Source organism: Roseateles depolymerans (assembly GCF_003387155.1).
Taxonomy (GTDB): Bacteria; Pseudomonadota; Gammaproteobacteria; order Burkholderiales; family Burkholderiaceae_C; genus Roseateles; species Roseateles depolymerans.
This window is the reverse complement of the sequence record NZ_QUMT01000008.1, coordinates 78,072-95,899: the sequence shown is the minus strand read 5'-3', so window position 1 is coordinate 95,899 and position 17,828 is coordinate 78,072. Positions and strand designations below refer to the sequence as shown.

The 17,828-nt window shown below is 67.2% G+C and carries 12 protein-coding genes; 9 read left to right on the top strand and 3 right to left on the bottom strand.

Annotated features, from left to right (window positions below):
* Nucleotides 1-714: 714 nt before the first annotated feature.
* The gene (gene ptsP, locus DES44_RS24035) at nucleotides 715-2,487 is read right to left on the bottom strand and encodes a phosphoenolpyruvate--protein phosphotransferase (RefSeq protein ID WP_058936749.1); all 1,773 of its coding nucleotides are present in this window, start codon (nucleotides 2,485-2,487) and stop codon (nucleotides 715-717) included.
* A 230-nt stretch (nucleotides 2,488-2,717) separates the two neighbouring features.
* Here ptsP and DES44_RS24030 point away from each other — a divergent pair, with 230 nt between their 5' ends.
* Nucleotides 2,718-3,569: a GNAT family N-acetyltransferase gene (locus DES44_RS24030; RefSeq protein ID WP_058936750.1), complete on the top strand. Its 852-nt coding sequence runs from the start codon at nucleotides 2,718-2,720 to the stop codon at nucleotides 3,567-3,569.
* A gap of 60 nt (nucleotides 3,570-3,629) precedes the next feature.
* Here the strand turns inward: DES44_RS24030 and DES44_RS24025 are convergent, their stop codons facing one another.
* Complete coding sequence (locus tag DES44_RS24025) at nucleotides 3,630-3,899, bottom strand: HPr family phosphocarrier protein (RefSeq protein WP_058936751.1); 270 nt, start codon at nucleotides 3,897-3,899, stop codon at nucleotides 3,630-3,632.
* A complete protein-coding gene (locus tag DES44_RS24020) occupies nucleotides 3,896-4,306 on the bottom strand; it encodes a PTS sugar transporter subunit IIA (protein ID WP_058936752.1) in 411 nt (136 codons plus the stop codon). The genes DES44_RS24025 and DES44_RS24020 overlap by 4 nt, the downstream gene beginning before the upstream one ends.
* Nucleotides 4,307-4,376: 70 nt before the next feature.
* Between DES44_RS24020 and DES44_RS24015 the strand changes: the two genes are divergently transcribed.
* The 8 genes from DES44_RS24015 (at nucleotide 4,377) to DES44_RS23980 (ending at nucleotide 17,758) form a co-directional block, all read left to right on the top strand.
* Entirely contained in the window at nucleotides 4,377-4,907 is a 531-nt protein-coding gene (locus tag DES44_RS24015) for a hypothetical protein (protein WP_058936753.1), read from the top strand.
* Between the two features lie 39 nt (nucleotides 4,908-4,946).
* The gene (locus DES44_RS24010; RefSeq protein WP_058936754.1) at nucleotides 4,947-6,215 is read left to right on the top strand and encodes a CaiB/BaiF CoA transferase family protein; all 1,269 of its coding nucleotides are present in this window, start codon (nucleotides 4,947-4,949) and stop codon (nucleotides 6,213-6,215) included.
* The gene (locus tag DES44_RS24005) at nucleotides 6,212-6,961 is read left to right on the top strand and encodes an alpha/beta fold hydrolase (protein ID WP_058936755.1); all 750 of its coding nucleotides are present in this window, start codon (nucleotides 6,212-6,214) and stop codon (nucleotides 6,959-6,961) included. The genes DES44_RS24010 and DES44_RS24005 overlap by 4 nt, the downstream gene beginning before the upstream one ends.
* A gap of 262 nt (nucleotides 6,962-7,223) precedes the next feature.
* Complete coding sequence (locus DES44_RS24000) at nucleotides 7,224-8,561, top strand: ATP-binding protein (protein ID WP_147307209.1); 1,338 nt, start codon at nucleotides 7,224-7,226, stop codon at nucleotides 8,559-8,561.
* Between the two features lie 45 nt (nucleotides 8,562-8,606).
* Nucleotides 8,607-9,122 carry a TlpA disulfide reductase family protein gene (locus DES44_RS23995; RefSeq protein WP_058936757.1) on the top strand — a complete coding sequence of 172 codons (516 nt, stop codon included), beginning with the start codon at nucleotides 8,607-8,609 and terminating at the stop codon, nucleotides 9,120-9,122.
* A gap of 434 nt (nucleotides 9,123-9,556) precedes the next feature.
* Nucleotides 9,557-11,305 carry an MdtA/MuxA family multidrug efflux RND transporter periplasmic adaptor subunit gene (locus DES44_RS23990; protein ID WP_083525906.1) on the top strand — a complete coding sequence of 583 codons (1,749 nt, stop codon included), beginning with the start codon at nucleotides 9,557-9,559 and terminating at the stop codon, nucleotides 11,303-11,305.
* Nucleotides 11,306-11,333: 28 nt separating this feature from the next.
* Nucleotides 11,334-14,564 (top strand): MdtB/MuxB family multidrug efflux RND transporter permease subunit, encoded by a 3,231-nt coding sequence (locus DES44_RS23985; protein WP_058936758.1) that lies wholly within the window; start codon nucleotides 11,334-11,336, stop codon nucleotides 14,562-14,564.
* Entirely contained in the window at nucleotides 14,561-17,758 is a 3,198-nt protein-coding gene (locus DES44_RS23980) for a multidrug efflux RND transporter permease subunit (RefSeq protein WP_058936759.1), read from the top strand. Before DES44_RS23985 ends, DES44_RS23980 begins: the two co-directional genes overlap by 4 nt.
* The last annotated feature ends 70 nt before the right edge of the window (nucleotides 17,759-17,828 follow it).

The window sequence follows — 17,828 nt, the reverse complement described above, 5'->3', positions numbered from 1 at the left end:
TTGAATAACTCAACGGAATCGAACAAAGACTACTTTCATAGCTTCATTCATTTCCGTGAGCGTCTAAAGATTTAACCTTCTCAGGTTGCCTCTATCCAGACGCCCACGCTTATTGGCTGTAAATTTTTAAAGATCATCGAAGCAGCCAGGCTGTCTTCGTTTGCGTCGCTGTCGTCGTTTTGTTTACGTCGTCAGCAGCGCAGAAGCGAGATTATGAACTATTCTTTTTGATTTCGTCAAGCAGTCAGTGCAAATTATTTTTTACGCTGACTGCGAGAAGCTCATCCAGAACATTTGGCTTTCGCCAACATCTTTCACATCTCGCCGCTGTGAAGCATCGCAGTATATCGCAACTTTCACAGCTTGGTTTGAATTTAGTTTCTTTTCAGATCTCAAACTCAAATCAACTTCTGAATCACCGCTTATTTCTGGCTTTGAACTTGCCGCCAAGCTAATTGGCTTTGTCGGCAAACTCTCTATCAGCCTTGCAGGCCCCGCAGTATGCAGAGCCGGTGAAAACTGCCAACAAACTTGTCGTAAGCAGCGAAGACCAAGAGTCTAGCACGCATTTTTTGGCCCGCACAAGTCCTGGCTGAAAAATTCACACGATGGTCGTCATTTGGGCAGCAAGAAGTGCTGACAAGCGGCCCGGCCAAGCCCGGCCAAGCCCGGCCATCGCGCACCGGCGCACAGCCAAGACGCCTCCCCGTGGGTTCAGTGCAGGCGCTGCTGCGCCAGCACCTCCAGCGCGGTGCGTCCAGGCTCCTCGCTCTCCAGGATCTTGGGAATGGCGGCAGCCAGCCGCTGCGTGTCGGCCCGCAGCACCCGCTGCTTCACCGAGGGGATCTGCGAGGGGTGCATGGAGAAGCAGTTGAGCCCCATGCCCAGCAGCAGGTCGGTAAAGAGCGCATCCCCCGCCATCTCTCCACACACGCTCACGCCCTTCCCGGCGGCACGCGCCTGGGAAATGGACGACGCCAGCAGATGCAACACCGCCGGATGCCACGGGTCATACAAGTGGGCCACGGCCTCGTCTGCCCGGTCGATCGCCAGGGTGTACTGGATCAAGTCATTGGTGCCAATGGAGATGAAGTCCACATGGCGCAGCAGCAGCGGAAGCATCAGTGCCGCTGCCGGCACTTCCACCATCACGCCCAGCTCGACCAGACCATAGGCCTGCCCGGCATCGTCCAGCTGCTGCTTGACCCGCCGAATCGCCTCCTGCACCTGGCGGATCTCGCTGAGGTGGGCCACCATGGGAAGCAGCAACTTCACATGGCCGAACGCACTGGCTCTATATATAGCGCGGAGTTGCTGCCGGAACATGCTGGGCTCCGCCAGACTCCAGCGAATCGCCCGCAGCCCCATGGACGGATTCAGCACATGTTCATGCCGCAGCTCATTGACGCTCATCCGGTCCAGGGGCTTGTCCGCCCCGACGTCCACCGTCCGGATGGTGACCGGCATTCCCCGCATGGCCTCCACCGCCGCACGATAGGCCTCGAACTGTTCATCCTCGCTGGGCAGTTCCCCGTTCCGGTTCATGAACAGGAATTCGCTTCGGAACAATCCCACCCCGGTGGCGCCGGCTTCCAGCGCCGGTCCAGTATCCCCAGGCAGCTCGATATTGGCATGCAGCTCGATGCGTTGGCCGTCCAGCGTGATAGCCGGGGTATGTCGAAGCCGCGCCAGACGCGCCCGCTCCAGTTCGGACTGCCGCTGGCGGAAGCGATATTCCTCCAGCACGATCGGGGACGGATTCACGATCACCGTGCCCGCATCTCCGTCAATGATCACCCAGTCGTCCTGCCGAATCAGCCGTGACGCCTCCCGGGTACCGACCACCGCCGGAATATCCATGCTCCGCGCCACGATGGCGGTGTGCGAGGTTTTCCCGCCGATATCGGTGATGAATCCCTGGAACACGCTGCGCTTGAACTGGATCATGTCGGCCGGCGCGATATCGGCAGCTACCAGCAGCAGCGGATCTTCGCCCGCGAAATCGCGTGCCACGACGGCAGCCGCGCCCGGCGCGCCCTTGTCCTGGGCATGCGCCAGCGCGGACAAGACCCGCTCCACCACCTGCTCCAGATCCGCCTTGCGTTCCCGCAGGTACTCATCCTCCATCTCGTCGAACTGGCGGGCCAGCACTTCGAGCTGGGCCGACAAGGCCCACTCGGCGTTGTAGTGACGCTCCTGGATCCATTGACGGGCGGCATCCACCAGGGCTTCGTCATTCAGCAGCAGCAGATGGACGTCCAGCAAGGCGTCCAGCTCATGCGGGGCATCGGGCGGCAGGTCGGTCTTGAGGTCCTGCAGCTCCTGGGTCACCGCGTCGCGCGCCTTCAGCAGGCGGGCGAATTCGGTCTCGACCTCGGCGGCCGCCACAAAGTAATGCGCCACATCCACCCGGCTGGACGCGACCAGCACGGCGCGGCCAATGGCCACGCCACGCGAAACGGGAATGCCAAAGACCTGAAAGCTCATGCGCTGACTGTAGCAGCGCCGCCTGAATCGTTCATGCCGATTGGGTCACGAACGGCAACCCTGCGTGCGAACGGGTGACCCGGTGTTCACGCTGTGGGGAGCAGGCACCACGGGCCCGCGCCCCCACCGGGCGTGACGGCTCCGCTGTCACGATTCGTTCATGGGCCGGTCACCGACAAGTCACCCCGCTCCCGCAGCATGACGGCATCCCATCCAACAGAGGCTCCGCCATGAGGGATCTGCCGCTTCCGACCCTGCCCTTCTCCGATCTGCGCCCCTCCGAGGCGTCCCGGAGGTCACTTCCAGTTGCACCGCAAGGGGACGCTGTCGCGCCTTCGCGCGCTCGCTTTCATGTGGGCTGGGCGCGGTCCGAAGAAGAAGTCCGGCAGGCCCAGCGCCTGAGGTACCGGGTCTTCGTGGAGGAGATGGGGGCGCGCCTGAGCGTGCCCAAGCATGCGCCGGTCGGTCACGACGTGGACATCTTCGACCCGTTCTGCGAGCACCTGCTGGTCCGCCTCATGGATGCCGACGGCCAGCCCGGCGAAGTGATCGGCACCTACCGGGTGCTGACGCCGGAAGCGGCCCGCCGCGCCGGCGGCCTCTATACCGAGACCGAATTCGACCTGACCCGCCTGCGCTCGCTGCGTCCCCGCATGGTGGAACTGGGTCGCTCCTGCGTGCATCCGGAGCATCGCAACGGCGGCGCCATCATGGCGCTGTGGGGTGCGCTGACCGAGTTCATGGTCCGCAACGACCTGGACACGATGATCGGCTGCGCCAGCATCAGCATGCGCGATGGCGGCCACTATGCCGCCAGCATCTGGAAGCAGCTGGAAGACCGGCACATGGCCGACATTGAGTGGCAGGTGCGCCCGCGTCTGCCGCTGCCGGTGGATGAGCTGCGCCAGGACCTGACGGTGGAGCCGCCTCCGCTGATCAAGGGCTACCTGCGCTGCGGTGCCCGGGTGCTGGGCCGTCCCGCCTGGGATCCGGACTTCAACACCGCCGACCTGCCGATGATGATGCGCATCAACGACCTGCCCGCGCGCTACCGGCGCCACTTCCTGGGCGGGGATCTTTAAGGCGATCCGCCATCCGACCTGCCCTGGCGGCGGCGAAGGTCTCGCCCCGCCGTCAGGCGCTCACTGGCCTTCGCCGAACTTGTCGTTGACCAGCGCGGTGATGGCGTCGTGCGCCGCCTGCTCGTCCTCGCCCTCGGTCTCCAGCTCGACCTGAGAGCCGATGCCCGCTGCCAGCATCATCACGCCCATGATGCTCTTGGCATTCACGCGGCGGCCATTGCGGCTGAGGAAGACCTCCGCCTTGAACCCACCCGCCAGCTTGGTCAATTTGGCTGAGGCACGGGCATGCAACCCCAGCTTGTTGCTGATGGTGAGCGTGGACTTGATCATGAGCAGGAACGTTCAGGCGGAAGTTGTTGGATCTGATCACACACGATGCCCTGCTGGCCCCCCTGGCTGGCACGCTGCATCAGCGCGTCCAGGCCCTCGCCGGCATAACAGAGTGAACGCCACAGCATAGGCACATTCACACCGGCCAGGACCTTGACCTGTTCGCCCTGCAGACGAAGCGCTGCATTGGAGGGCGTCGCGCCATAGACATCGGTCAACACCAGCGTTTGCACATGCCCGGACGCCTGGATCAGGGCCCGGGCGCGGGCTTCCACCTCATCGGCGCCCATGTCGGGCGTCACGTCCAGCACGCTCAACTGCAGGGAGCAATGCGGAAAAGTGTGCTCGGCCACCTCTTTCAAGGCGGACGCAAGCGGCGCATGGGCGATCAGTAGCAAGCCGGACATGGCTTCATTATCTCCATTCGTCCCGATCGGGGTGCGAGACGCGCCCGCAGGCGGGCCAACATAATGGGGAATGACCGTCCCGATCTCGATCCCGCGCATCGCTGCGCTGTTGCTGGCTGGCTGGATGGCTGGCTGCTCCCCGGCCCTGGACTGGCGGGAGGTGGCGCCGGAGGGCGCCGGGGTGAAGCTCATGTTCCCCTGCAAGCCCGAGCGCGAATCCCGTGCGCAGCCGGGGCCGTCCGGTCGGCCCATGGAGGTGCAGACCGCCAGTTGCAAGGCCAAGGGAGGCCAGTATTCACTCACCTGGGTGGATCTGGGCGACGCCACCCAGGTGCCGGCTGCGGCGCAGCGCATGCGCGACCGCATGGCGCAGTTGCTGACCCCGGGCGAGGCGGCCCCGCTGAACCTGCGCGGTCTGACCCCTGTCTTGGCCACTGGCCAGCAGCGCTTCAGCGCCCGTCCGGGCGGGCCGGTGCAACAGGTCCGCCAGGCGGTGTTTGCCCGAGGCACCCATGTCTATCAATTGCTGCAACAGACTAGCAAGCCGGATGAGGAAGCCTGGGATGTCTTTGTCAGTTCCGTGGTCCTGGGTCCGCAGTGACCCCTCGGCGGCCCCCCGACGGCTTCACAATCCCTGGCCATGAACCAAGCGACGACACCTTCCGCTCCCCCTGCGATGGCCCTGCAAGGGGTCCGGGTGCTGGATCTTTCCCGCGTGCTGGCGGGCCCCTGGTGCAGCCAGACCCTGGCCGACCTCGGCGCCGACGTCATCAAGGTCGAACGCCCGCCCACGGCCGGCCATCCGGGTGGGGACGACACCCGCGGCTGGGGACCGCCCTATCTGCGGGACGCCGACGGCGCGGACACCTCGGAGGCCGCCTACTACCTGGGCGCCAATCGCAACAAGCGCTCGATCGCCATCGACATCGCGTCGCCGCAGGGCCAGGCACTGATCCGGGAACTGGCCGCGAAGGCGGACGTGCTGCTCGAGAACTACAAGGTGGGGGACCTGGCGCGCTACGGGCTGGACGCCCCAGCCCTGCTGGCGCTCAACCCGCGGCTGGTCTTCTGCTCGGTCACCGGCTTCGGACAGGACGGCCCCTACAGCGACCGCGCTGGTTATGACTACGCCGTGCAGGGCCTGGGCGGTTTGATGAGCGTGACCGGCGAGCGGGATGCGCTGCCGGGCGGCGGCCCGCAGAAGGTGGGCGTAGCGGTGGCCGATCTGTTCACCGGCATGTATGCCACCGTGGCCATCCTGGCGGCGCTGCGTCACCGGGACGCCACCGGCCAGGGTCAGGTCATCGACATGGCGCTGCTGGACACCCAGGTCGCGATGCTGGCCAACCTCGGCGCCAACTATCTGTGTACCGGCCAGGCGCCAAGGCGCATGGGCAATGCCCACCAGAACATCGTCCCCTACCAGACCTTCCAGGCGGCGGACGGTCACCTGATCGTGGCGGTCGGCAACGACCGGCAGTTCGCCAAGTTCTGCGAGATCCTGGGCGCACCGGCCTGGGCCGAAGACCCCCGCTTTGCCACCAATGCGCAGCGGGTGCGGCATCGCGACATCCTGGTGCCGATGCTGGCCGAGCGCATCGCCGGCCAGCCACGCCAGCACTGGCTGACCGCGATGGAGGCGGCCAAGGTGCCTGGCGGGGCCATCAACGACCTGGCCGAGGTGTTCGACGACCCGCAGGTCCGCCACCGCGAGATGGTGGTGCCGATGGCGCACCCGCTGACCGACCGGCTGCGGCTGGTCGGCAGCCCGATGAAGCTGTCCGCCACCCCGGTGGCCTATCGCTTGCCCCCTCCGTTGCTCGGGCAGCATACCGACGACATCCTGGCGGAATTGGGCCATGGGGCCGACCGCATTGCGGCCTGGCGTGAACAAGGAGTGATTGCATGAATTCCCACATCCCGAACGGCGCGGCCGTGGTGCTGGTGCACGGCGCCTGGGGCGGTGCCTGGATCTGGCAACGGGTGCTGGGCCCGCTGCGGGCCGCTGGCCACCGCGTGTGGGCGGTCAGCCTGAGCGGAACCGGCGAGCGGGCCCATCAGCGCCACGACGACATCACGCTGCAGACCCACATCGACGACGTGAAGGCGGTGATCGAGTGCGAAGAGCTGACGGATGTGGTGCTGGTCGGCCACAGCTACAGCGGCATGGTCATCACCGGGGTGGCGGACCAGATGCGGGACCGCATTGCGCAACTGGTCTATCTGGACGCCGTGGTGCCGCTGCCGGGAGAGTCCTGGTCCAGCCGCCATACCGAGGAAACGCGCACCCAGCGCCGGGCGCTGATTCAGGCGCACGGGCATCTGCCGGCCACGCCGCCCCAGAGCATGGGGCTCAATCCCGAGGATTTCGACTGGGTGGAACGCCATCAGAAACCGCATCCAGGTGGCGTGTATGACAGCCCGCTGTCGTTCGATGCAAAAGCCTGGGCCGCGCTGCCGCGGACCTTCATCGACTGCAACCGGCCCGCGCTGCTCACCATTGCGGACTTCCGCCGGCGGGTGCGCGAGCAGCCGGGCTGGCAGGTGTTCGAGATTCCGACCGGACACGATGCGATGGTGTCCGCCACTGCCGCCTTGCTCGACATCCTGCTCCCGTTGGCGCAAGCTCAGGTGCATGCCAGCGCTAGCAAGTAAGGGGCGGTCGGCAAGGGCCTTAGATGTAACAGCCGCCCTCTCGCGCCCAGAGTTCCGGAGCACCAACCCAGTGCAAATCCCCTTGGGCAGTGATCTTTCCAACAGTTCGGCCAGCGCATTTCGTGAGAAATTCACGGCGTAACAGAGCGTGTCAAATGTACACCGACTCGGGGGATGGACGCTCTGGAGCCTCGTCGGAACGATGGCGGCCTTCTGACCGCGGCGGCCGATCGCGGCTTAAATCACAAAACCACGAGAAGCCATGCCCAGCTCCCCCCCGACCGCTGCAGGGACAGCCGCCGCCAATGACATGGCGCTGCGGGTGAATGACGCCCAGTGGGGAGAGATCGTCCAGCAACTGGGCGCGGAAGTGGCGGGCCCGCTGAGCACCGCCCTGGAGCGTATCCAGGAACTGATCACCACCGGCCAGATCGACCGGCAAGGCCTGCGGGCCCTGCGGGAGTCCGTGGCCCAGGCACGGGAAGCGGGCATGGTGACCCAGCAGCTCGCCCGGCTGGCCTCCGGCCGACTGCGCCTGGCGCGCGAGCGGGTGCATTTGACCCAGGTAATGCGCGGGGTGCTGGCGCAGCGCAGTCGCGAGACCCAGGCCCGCGGCATCCAGGTGCGGCAGATGCTGCAGCCGATCGAGATCATGACCGACGGCTCGCTGCTGTTCTCGCTGCTCAATGCGGTGATGGACTGGGCGCTGGTCAACACCCACTCCTCGCTCGAAATGCGCCTGGACCTGACGCCCTGGCCCACCAAGGCACGGCTGGTCTGCCGATTTGCGCACCGCTCGCTGGATCTGGGCAGCGCTCCGACGGTGACGCTGTCGGACACGCCCGAGTCGCTGAACTCTCTGACCTGGCGGCTGATTGAGCAGACGGCCCTGACCCTGGGTGCTTTGCCGCTGCGGGAGGACGAAGCCGGCATCACGCTGTTGACGCTGGAGTTCCCGCACATTGCGTCCGAGGAGCGCCCGGCGCCGGGGGCTTCGCCATCGTCCAACGGGTCTGCCGGGGCTGGAGGGGCCGGTGGGCGCTCGCCCTCTGCGGGCGCATCGCTGCACCCATTCGCCGCAAGCGCGCCGTCCGCGCCGTCTTCCGACAGCCCCTCACGCGCCGCGTCTCCGCCCCCTTTCCATTCGTCGTCCCATTCGTCGTCTCATTCCCCCTCCGTCTCCGACCTGCTCGAACGCGACGACACGCTGCCGCCCCACAACTCCAAACCGCTGGCCGGCTGCCATCTGCTGATCGTCTCGGCGCAGAAGGAACTGCGCCAGGAGATCCAGGCGGCGGTGCGGCACATGGGCCTGATCGTGGACACGGTGGGATCGATGAACGAGGCCCTGGCTTTTTGCGAGGAAGGTCTGCCGCACGGCATCGCCTTCGAGCAGAGCCAGCACGGCCCGGACTTCGACCGCCTGCATGCCGACGTCACCAAGGAGGTGCCCGGCTTCAGCTTCATCGAAGTGCGGGAGGGCGAGCATCCGACCCAGCTCTCCACCGCCACCCCCGACCGGTTGGCCCGCATCGCCCGCGCCAACCTGGGGGATGCGCTGCCCTCGGTGCTGCTGTTCGAGTTGTCCAAGGCGATTTGACCGGACGCTGGCAGGGCTGGCGCCGGCTGTCCTACACTTGGGCGCATGAACAAGCTGCCTCGCTGGACTGGATGGGTGGTGCTGGGCGTCGCCCTCGCGGCAGGCGCCGGCTTTGCATTCAAGGGATCGCTCGCGCGCGATGTCGCGCCCCCGGTCCGTTACGTGCTGCTGGACGGCTCCCATCATGAGTCGCAGCAAGCCTGGGCCGGCAAGGTCATGCTGGTGAATTTCTGGGCCACCTCCTGCACCACCTGCGTCAAGGAGATGCCGGAGGTCGTGGCCACCTACCAGAAGTACAAGGACAAGGGCTTCGACACCCTGGCCGTGGCCATGAGCTACGACCCCCCCGCCTACGTCGCCAACTTCGCCGAAAGCCGGCAGCTGCCGTTCAAGGTCGCCATGGACAGCACCGGCGACATCGCCCGCAGCTTCGGCCAGGTGCAGCTCACGCCCACCACGTTCCTGATCAACAAGCGCGGTGAGATCGTCAAGCGCTTTGTCGGCGAGCCCGACTTCAACGCGCTGCACGCCACCATCGAGAAGCTGCTGGCGGAAAGCTGAGTCCGTCGCCGCGGTGCGCACAGGGGCCGGCGTTCTTGGGCGTTCTTGGGCGCTCTTGGGCGCTCTTCAGCACACTGCGACATTGCCCGGGTTCACCTCGGCCGCGATCTAGTGTGGCTGCGGCTGCGCATGCCCGCCGTGCCCCCCGCCAAGCCTGACCCTCACCGGCCACGGGCGCCATCCCTCCCTCGCGCCTGCGCAGAATCAGGCTCCGCCCGCCACGGGATCTGCCCTTTGCAGATCTTTTCCTGAGGGACACCAGAGCGTCTCCACCGGATACTAGGGTGTGAACAGTGGCCCAGCCGATCCGGTTCCCTTGCGGACCTCCGGACTCGCCAGCGGCCGAATTCTCCCAAGCAGTCCCTTCGAGCTGGCCTCCTCCTTGCCGGGTGGAGGGCCGCGACCCTACGCCTCTGGACCCATCGACGGCCCGCATGAACACTACTTTGAACCGCCTTCCGTCCTCGCTGCCTCCCACCGTCACCGCGGCCACTGCCGCGACGGTCGTACCCGGCCCCGCGCACTCCCGCGTCGATCACGTGCGCGCGGCGCTGGAACGCCTGCCGCTCGCCGCCACTGCTGCCGGGTCCTCGCCCAGCCTGCGCGCCCGGCATCAGTCCGGCAAAGCGACGCCCTGGATCCTGGCGCTGGTGCTGCTGGCCGCAGCCGCAGGCGGTTGGTGGTGGTGGAAAGGCCGGGGAGAAGCCGGGGGAGCGAACGGACCCGGCGCGGCCAGCGGCCAGGCCAGGCCCGGTGGCGCCAGCGGTCCCGGCGGCGCTGCTGGCCCTGGCGGCAATCGCCGCTTCGCCGCCAACCGGGTGCAGCCGGTGTCGGTGGCGCAGGCGAGGCTGCAGGACGTCCGTCAGACGGCTTCCGCCATCGGCACCATCACTGCATCCAACACCGCGGTCGTCCGCGCCCAGGTGAGCGGGGTGCTCCAGGCCCTGCACTTCAAGGAGGGCCAGCAGGTCAAGGCGGGACAGCCGCTGGCGCAGATCGACCCACGCGCTTTCCAGGCCGCCCTGGCCCAGGCCGAGGGCACGCTCGCCCGCGACAAGGCGCAACTGGACAACGCCCGCATCGACCTGGCCCGCTACAAGGACCTCGTCGCCAAGGACGCCCTGGCCCGCCAGACCCTGGACACCCAGGAAGCCACGGTCCGTCAGCTCGAAGGCACGGTGAAGGCCGACCAGGCCAGCGTCGACAGCGCGCGGCTGCAGGTCACCTACACCCGGGTGATCGCGCCCATCAGCGGCCGGGTCGGCCTCAAGCAGGTGGACATCGGCAACGTGGTGCAGACCGGCGACACCGCCGGCGTGGTGAGCATCACCCAGACCCGCCCCATCGCCCTGACCTTCGCCGTTCCGTCCGGCCTGCTGCCGCAGATCACTGCCAGCCTGAAGTCCGGCACGCCGATGACGGTGGAGGCCTGGAGCCGCGATGGCAAGACCCGTCTGGCCACCGGCAAGCTGGCCACCGCCGACAACGCCATCGACCTGGCCACCGACACCATCAAGCTCAAGGCCGTGTTCCCCAATGACGACGACGCCCTCTATCCCAACCAGTCGGTGAGCGTGCGGCTGCAGCTGTCCACGCTGCAGAACCAGCTGGCAGTGCCGTCAGCCGCCGTCCTGCGGGGCGCACAGGGCTTTTATGTCTACGTGGTGGGCGACGACAACAGCGTGTCCACGCGGGTGGTGCAGACCGGCGCGGTGGACGGGGACTGGACCGCCATCGACGGACCGATCAAGCCGGGGGAGCGGATCGTCATCGACGGCGTGGACCGGCTGCGTGACGGCGCCAAGGTCGAGGTGATTGCCGCCGATCCCAAACTGCGTGCGGGCGCCAATGCAGCGCCTCGCCGCCAGCGGGGGGCCAGCGGGGCCATGGGCGGCGGCGGCGCCAACGCTCCGATGGGTGCAGCCTCCGGCGCACGGCCGGGCTCGCCGGCGGACGGCGCCATGCGTCCGGCCTCGGGTGCTTCGGGTGCTTCGGGTGCTTCAGGGGCTTCGAGCGCCAGCGCCCAGGCCGGTGCAGAACGTCCCGCCTGGCTGGATCGCCTGCCGCCGGAGGTGGCCGAGAAGGTCATGAAGATGAGCCCCGCCGAGCGGGAAGCCTGGATCGCCGAACGCCGTGCGCAGCGCCAGGCCGCCCGCGGTGCCTCCGGCGCCAACGGCCAATGACCCCCGGCCCGATTCGGAAGCTGCGGCGATGAACCCGTCACGTCCCTTTATCCAACGGCCGGTGGCCACCTCGCTGCTGATGCTGGCCATCCTGCTGGCGGGCCTGCTGGCGTATCGGCTGCTGCCACTGTCGGCCCTGCCGGAGGTGGACTACCCCACCATCCAGGTCACCACGCTCTATCCGGGTGCGAGCCCCGACGTCATCTCCACCACGGTGACCGCCCCCCTGGAGCGGCAGTTCGGCCAGATGCCGGGCCTGAGCCAGATGACCTCGTCCAGCTCGGGCGGCGCCTCGGTCATCACGCTGCGGTTCTCGCTGGGTCTTTCGCTGGACGTGGCCGAACAGGAAGTCCAGGCCGCCATCAACGCCGGCAGCAACCTGCTGCCCAGCGACCTGCCCATGCCGCCGGTCTACAGCAAGGTGAATCCGGCCGATGCGCCGGTGCTGACCATCGCGGTCACCTCGCCGTCGCTGCCCGTCATCAAGGTGCATGACCTGGTGGAGAACCGTCTGGCGCCCAAGCTGTCGCAGGTGGACGGTGTGGGACTGGTGAGCATCGCGGGAGGCCGACGTCCCGCCGTGCGCATCCAGGCCAATCCGCGCACGCTGGCGTCGCTGGGGCTGTCGCTGGACGATGTGCGCAGCGCCATTGCAGCGGCCAACGTCAACCAGGCCAAGGGCAGCTTCGACGGCTCCCAGCGGGCGTCCACCATCGATGCCAATGACCAGCTCCGCTCCGCTGCGGAATACCAGGACCTGATCGTGGCCTGGAAAAACGGCAGCCCGCTGCGACTGCGGGATGTGGCCGAGATCGTGGACGATGCGGAGAACCTGCGGCTGGCCGCCTGGGCGGACGTGCCCTGCGGCGCCTCGAACGACCCTGCGGCCAGTGCCGACTGTGGCGCCGGCGCCGCCGCCCCCCGCTCGCTCGCCCAGGGCGTCATCCTGAACGTGCAGCGCCAGCCCGGCGCCAACGTCATCCAGACGGTGGACCGGGTCAAGGAACTGCTGCCCAAGCTGCAGGCCACGTTGCCGGCGTCGGTGGACGTGCAGGTGCTGGCCGACCGCACCACCACCATCCGCGCCTCGGTCGATGACACCCAGTTCGAACTGCTGCTGGCCATCGCCCTGGTGGTGATGGTGATCTTCATGTTCCTGCGCAGCGCCAGTGCCACGCTGATTCCCAGCGTGGCGGTGCCGCTGTCGCTGGTGGGCACCTTCGGCGTCATGTACATGGCCGGGTTCTCGATCAACAACCTCACGCTGATGGCGCTGACCATCTCCACCGGTTTCGTGGTGGACGACGCCATCGTGATGATCGAGAACATCGCCCGCTTCGTCGAGGAAGGCGACTCGCCGATGGAGGCAGCCTTCAAGGGCTCCAAGCAGATCGGCTTCACCATCATCTCGCTGACGGTGTCGCTGATCGCCGTGCTGATCCCGCTGCTGTTCATGGGCGACGTGGTGGGGCGGCTGTTCCACGAGTTCGCCATCACGCTGGCGGTGGCCATCCTGATCTCGGCCTTCGTGTCGCTGACGCTGACGCCGATGATGAGCGCCCGGCTGCTCAAGCCGGAGAGCCAGCACAAGCCGTCGCGCCTGGGCCGCTGGACCGCCGACCGCTTCGATCGGCTGATCCAGGCCTACGGCCGTGGTCTGGACTGGGTGCTGGACCGACCCACGCTCACGCTGCTGGGCTTTGTTGCCACGCTGGCGTTGACGGCGCTGCTGTATGTGCTGGTGCCCAAGGGCTTTTTCCCGGTGCAGGACACCGGCCTCGTGCAGGTCATCACAGAGGCGACGCAGAGTACCTCCTTCGATGCCATGGGCGAGCGGCAACGCAAGCTGGCGGAGGCCTTCCTGAAGGATCCGGACGTGGACCACATCACCTCCTTCATCGGGGTGGACGGCTCCAACACCTCGCTCAACACCGGCCGCATGCAGATCACGCTCAAGCCATTTGCGCAGCGCCACAGCAGCGCGTCCGAGGTGATCGCGCGCCTGACCGAGGCCAATAGGCAGGTGCCCGGCATCACCGCCTACATGCAGCCAGTGCAGGACCTGACCATCGAGGACCGGGTCTCCAAGACCCAGTACCAGTTCCTGATCAGCTCGCCCGATGCCAACGACCTGGCACAGGCCAATGAAGCGTTGCTGGCGCACCTGCGGACCCTGCCGCAGCTGACCGACGTGGCCAGCGACCTGCAGAACCAGGGCCTGCAGGCCTGGGTGCAGATCGACCGGGAGGCGGCCGGACGGCTGGGCGTGACGGTGGCGGCCATCGACACCGCGCTCTACAACGCCTTCGGCCAGCGGCTGATCTCCACCATCTACACCCAGTCCAGCCAGTACCGCGTGGTGCTGGAAGCCGGCCCGGAATTCCGCACCGGCCCGCGGGCGCTCGAGGGCCTGTACGTGCCGGGCAGCACCACCACCACGACCAACGGCGTGAACACCACCACCTCGGTGCAGGTGCCGCTCAGCTCGGTGGCGCAGATCCAGGAGCGGCCGGCGGCGCTGGCCATCAACCACGTGGCCCAGTTCCCGGCCGCCACGATTTCCTTCAACCTGCCGCCGGGCGTCGCGCTGGGCGACGCGGTCAAGGCCATCAAGGCCGAGCAGGCGCAACTGGACCTGCCGGTGAGCGTGGAGACCAGCTTCCAGGGCGCCGCCGAGGCCTTCAGCAATTCGCTGTCCAGCACCCTGCTGCTGATCCTGGCGGCGGTGGTGACGATGTACATCGTGCTGGGGGTGCTGTATGAGAGCTACATCCACCCGCTGACCATCCTCTCCACCCTGCCCTCGGCGGGCGTGGGCGCGCTGCTGGCGCTGCTGCTGGGGGGATTGGACCTGGGCATCATCGCCATCATCGGCATCGTGCTGCTGATCGGCATCGTGAAGAAGAACGCGATCATGATGATCGACTTCGCGCTGGAAGCCGAACGGGAGCAGGGCATGGCGCCGCGAGAGGCCATCCACCAGGCCTGCCTGCTGCGGTTCCGCCCCATCCTGATGACGACCATGGCCGCCCTGCTCGGCGCCCTGCCGCTGATGCTGGGAACCGGCGTGGGCCATGAACTGCGCCATCCGCTGGGCGTGACCATGGTGGGCGGCCTGATCGTGAGCCAGCTGCTGACCCTGTTCACCACGCCGGTCATCTACCTGGGCTTTGCGGGCCTGGCGCAGCGCTGGCGGGACCGTCAGGCGCGCAAGGCGGGGCCGGTGGACGCGGTGGTCGACGACCAGGGGACGCCATGAACATCTCCGCGCCGTTCATCGCCCGGCCGGTGGCGACGACGCTGATCACCCTGGGCATCGCCCTGGCCGGCATCCTGGGCTTCCAGCTGCTCCCGATCGCGCCACTGCCGCAGGTGGACTTTCCGACCATCTCGGTCTCGGCCTCGCTGCCGGGGGCCAGCCCCGACACCATGGCCGCCACGGTGGCCACGCCGCTGGAGCGGGCCCTGGGCAGCATCGCGGGCGTGACCGAGATCACCTCGCGCTCGTCGCAGGGGTCGGCCAACATCGTGCTGCAGTTCGACCTCAGCCGCGACATCAATGGGGCTGCACGCGACGTGCAGGCGGCCATCAATGCCGCCCGCTCGCTGCTGCCCACCGGCATGCCCAGCAATCCGACCTACCGCAAGGTCAATCCGGCGGATGCGCCGATCATGATCCTGGCGCTGACCTCGCAGACCCTGAGTCGCGGCCAGATGTACGACGCTGCCTCCACCGTGCTGGCCCAGCGGCTGGCGCAGGTGGAGGGCGTGGGCCAGGTGAATGTGGGTGGGGGCGCGTTACCGGCGGTGCGGGTCGAGCTCAACCCGGACAAGCTCGCGGCCAACGGCATCTCGCTGGACACCGTGCGCACGGCCATCAGCAGCACCAATGCCAACCGGCCCAAGGGGTCGGTGGAGGAAGGCGGCCGCTACTGGCAGATCGGCGCCAACGACCAGGCGCGGACGGCGGCGGACTATGCCCCGGTGGTGCTGTCCTACCGCAACGGTGCGGCGCTGCGCCTGCGGGACGTGGGCGAAGTGACCGACTCGGTGCAGGACGTGCGCAACTACGCCGCCTCCAATCGCCAGCCGGCCATTCTGATGTTCATCCAGAAGGAGCCGGGCGCCAACATCATCGAGACGGTGGGCCGCATCCGCGAGCTGCTGCCACATCTGCAGGCCTCGATTCCGCCGTCGATCGAGCTCAAGGTCATCAGCGACCGCACGCCCACCATCCGGGCCTCGCTCCAGGAAGTGGAGCGGGCGATGGCGGTGTCGGTGGGGCTGGTGATCCTGGTGGTGCTGCTGTTCCTGCGCAGCTGGCGGGCCACGCTGCTGCCGGCGGTGGCGGTGCCGGTGTCGCTGGCCGGCACCTTCGGCATCATGTACCTCTTCGGCTATAGCCTGGACAACCTGTCGGCCATGGCGCTGACGGTGGCCACCGGCTTCGTGGTGGACGACGCCATCGTGGTGCTGGAGAACATCTCGCGCTACATCGAGCAGGGCTACCCACCGCGGGAGGCGGCGCTCAAGGGCGCCCAGGAAATCGGCTTCACCGTGATCTCCATCAGCCTGTCGCTGGTGGCGGTGTTCATTCCCATCCTGCTGATGGGTGGCGTGGTGGGCCGGCTGTTCCGGGAATTCGCGGTGGTGCTGTCGGCGTCCATTCTGGTGTCGATGGTGGTGTCGCTGACCACCACGCCGATGATGGCCTCGCGGGTGCTGCGCGCTCGCAAGGACGCGGGGACCGCCCATCCCGCCGTTGCGGCGGCCGGCGCAACGGCACCGCGCCGTCGCCCCTCGTGGCTGACCCGCTGGTCCAGCGGCTTCAGCCGCGGCCTGTCGCGCGGTTACCGCCGCAGCCTGATGTGGACCTTGCGCCATCAGCCGGTGGCGCTGCTGTCGCTGCTGGCGGTGATCGGGGTCAACGTCTATCTCTATGGCGTGATTCCCAAGACCTTCTTCCCGCAGCAGGACACCGGCGTGCTGTTCGGTGGCGTGCAGGCCGACCAGGGCAGCTCCTTCGGCATGATGCGGGCGCGGGTGGACCGGTTCATGGACATCATCCTGTCCGACCCCGCGGTGGAGAACGTCAACGGCAGCACCTCGGGCGGCAACTCGGCCAACTTCTACATCACGCTCAAGCCGCTGGCCGAGCGCAGGATCTCGGCCGACGGCGTGGTGAACCGGCTGCGGGACAAGATGGCCCATGAGCCGGGCGCCAACCTGTTCCTGGTGCCGGTGCAGGACATCCGCATCGGCGGCCGGCAGTCCAATGCGCAGTACCAGTTCACCCTGCAGGCGGACGACCTGGAGGTGCTGCGCACCTGGGAGCCGCGTGTGCGCAATGCGCTGTCGCAGCTGCCTGAACTGACCGACGTCAACACCGACCAGCAGGACAAGGGCATCCAGACCACACTGGTCATTGACCGCGAGGCCGCGGCGCGGCTGGGCATCACCGTCAGCAACATCGACACCACGCTGAGCAACGGATTCAGCCAGCGGCAGGTGGGCGTCATCTACAACCCGCTGAACCAGTACCGGGTGGTGATGGAGCTGGCGCCGGACTACCTCAAGGGGCCCGAGACACTGAAGAAGCTCTATGTGACCAGCAGCAGCGGCGCGCAGGTGCCGCTGTCGGCCTTCACCCGGGTGGAGACGACCAACACGCCGCTGTCGGTCAACCACCAGGGCGGCACGCCGGCCTCGACCATCAGCTTCAACCTGCCGCCAGGCGTGTCCTTGTCGCAGGCCACGGACGCCATCAACAATGCCATGGCCGAGCTGGGCGTGCCGGTGTCGCTGCGCGGCACCTTCGCCGGCACGGCCAATGCGTTCCAGGATGCGCTGAAGTCGCAGCCGCTGCTGATTGGGGCGGCCATCATCGCCATCTACCTGGTGCTGGGCATGCTCTATGAGAGCCTGGTGCATCCGGTCACCATCCTCTCGACCTTGCCGTCGGCGGGGGTGGGGGCGCTGCTGGCGCTGATGCTGTTCAACACCGAGTTCTCGATCATTGCCTTGATCGGCGTGATTTTGCTGATCGGCATCGTGAAGAAGAACGCCATCATGATGATCGACTTCGCCATTGCGCGGCAGCGCACCACGGCGCATCTGTCGGCGGGCGCGGCCATCTTCCGTGCGGCCAAGCTGCGGCTGCGGCCCATCTTGATGACCACCTTTGCCGCCATCTTCGGTGCGGTGCCGCTGGCGGTGGGCAGCGGGGACGGCGCCGAGCTGCGCCAGCCGCTGGGCATTGCCATCGTCGGCGGCCTGATCCTGAGCCAGCTGCTGACGCTCTACACCACGCCGGTGGTGTTCGTGCTGATGGAGCGGCTGCGCCAGAAGCTGCAGCGCCTGCGCCGCCGTAGCGCCAGCGGCGACTCCGCGTCGGGAAATGCGCCATCCGTCTTGTCTGCCGAGCCGCCTGCGGCTCCGTCCCTCCAGGGTTGAGAGATCCATGAAGATCCGTTGTTCCGAATCGTCCCCTTCTTTCCCCTTGCCCCGGTCGAATGGTTCGGCC

Excerpts from the sequence above, each read along its gene's own strand:
- ptsP (WP_058936749.1), bottom strand. The coding sequence starts at position 2,487 with ATGAGCTTTCAGGTCTTTGGCATTCCCGTTTCGCGTGGCGTGGCCATT.
- DES44_RS24030 (WP_058936750.1), top strand. The coding sequence starts at position 2,718 with ATGAGGGATCTGCCGCTTCCGACCCTGCCCTTCTCCGATCTGCGCCCC.
- DES44_RS24025 (WP_058936751.1), bottom strand. The coding sequence starts at position 3,899 with ATGATCAAGTCCACGCTCACCATCAGCAACAAGCTGGGGTTGCATGCC.
- DES44_RS24020 (WP_058936752.1), bottom strand. The coding sequence starts at position 4,306 with ATGTCCGGCTTGCTACTGATCGCCCATGCGCCGCTTGCGTCCGCCTTG.
- DES44_RS24015 (WP_058936753.1), top strand. The coding sequence starts at position 4,377 with ATGACCGTCCCGATCTCGATCCCGCGCATCGCTGCGCTGTTGCTGGCT.
- DES44_RS24010 (WP_058936754.1), top strand. The coding sequence starts at position 4,947 with ATGAACCAAGCGACGACACCTTCCGCTCCCCCTGCGATGGCCCTGCAA.
- DES44_RS24005 (WP_058936755.1), top strand. The coding sequence starts at position 6,212 with ATGAATTCCCACATCCCGAACGGCGCGGCCGTGGTGCTGGTGCACGGC.
- DES44_RS24000 (WP_147307209.1), top strand. The coding sequence starts at position 7,224 with ATGCCCAGCTCCCCCCCGACCGCTGCAGGGACAGCCGCCGCCAATGAC.
- DES44_RS23995 (WP_058936757.1), top strand. The coding sequence starts at position 8,607 with ATGAACAAGCTGCCTCGCTGGACTGGATGGGTGGTGCTGGGCGTCGCC.
- DES44_RS23990 (WP_083525906.1), top strand. The coding sequence starts at position 9,557 with ATGAACACTACTTTGAACCGCCTTCCGTCCTCGCTGCCTCCCACCGTC.
- DES44_RS23985 (WP_058936758.1), top strand. The coding sequence starts at position 11,334 with ATGAACCCGTCACGTCCCTTTATCCAACGGCCGGTGGCCACCTCGCTG.
- DES44_RS23980 (WP_058936759.1), top strand. The coding sequence starts at position 14,561 with ATGAACATCTCCGCGCCGTTCATCGCCCGGCCGGTGGCGACGACGCTG.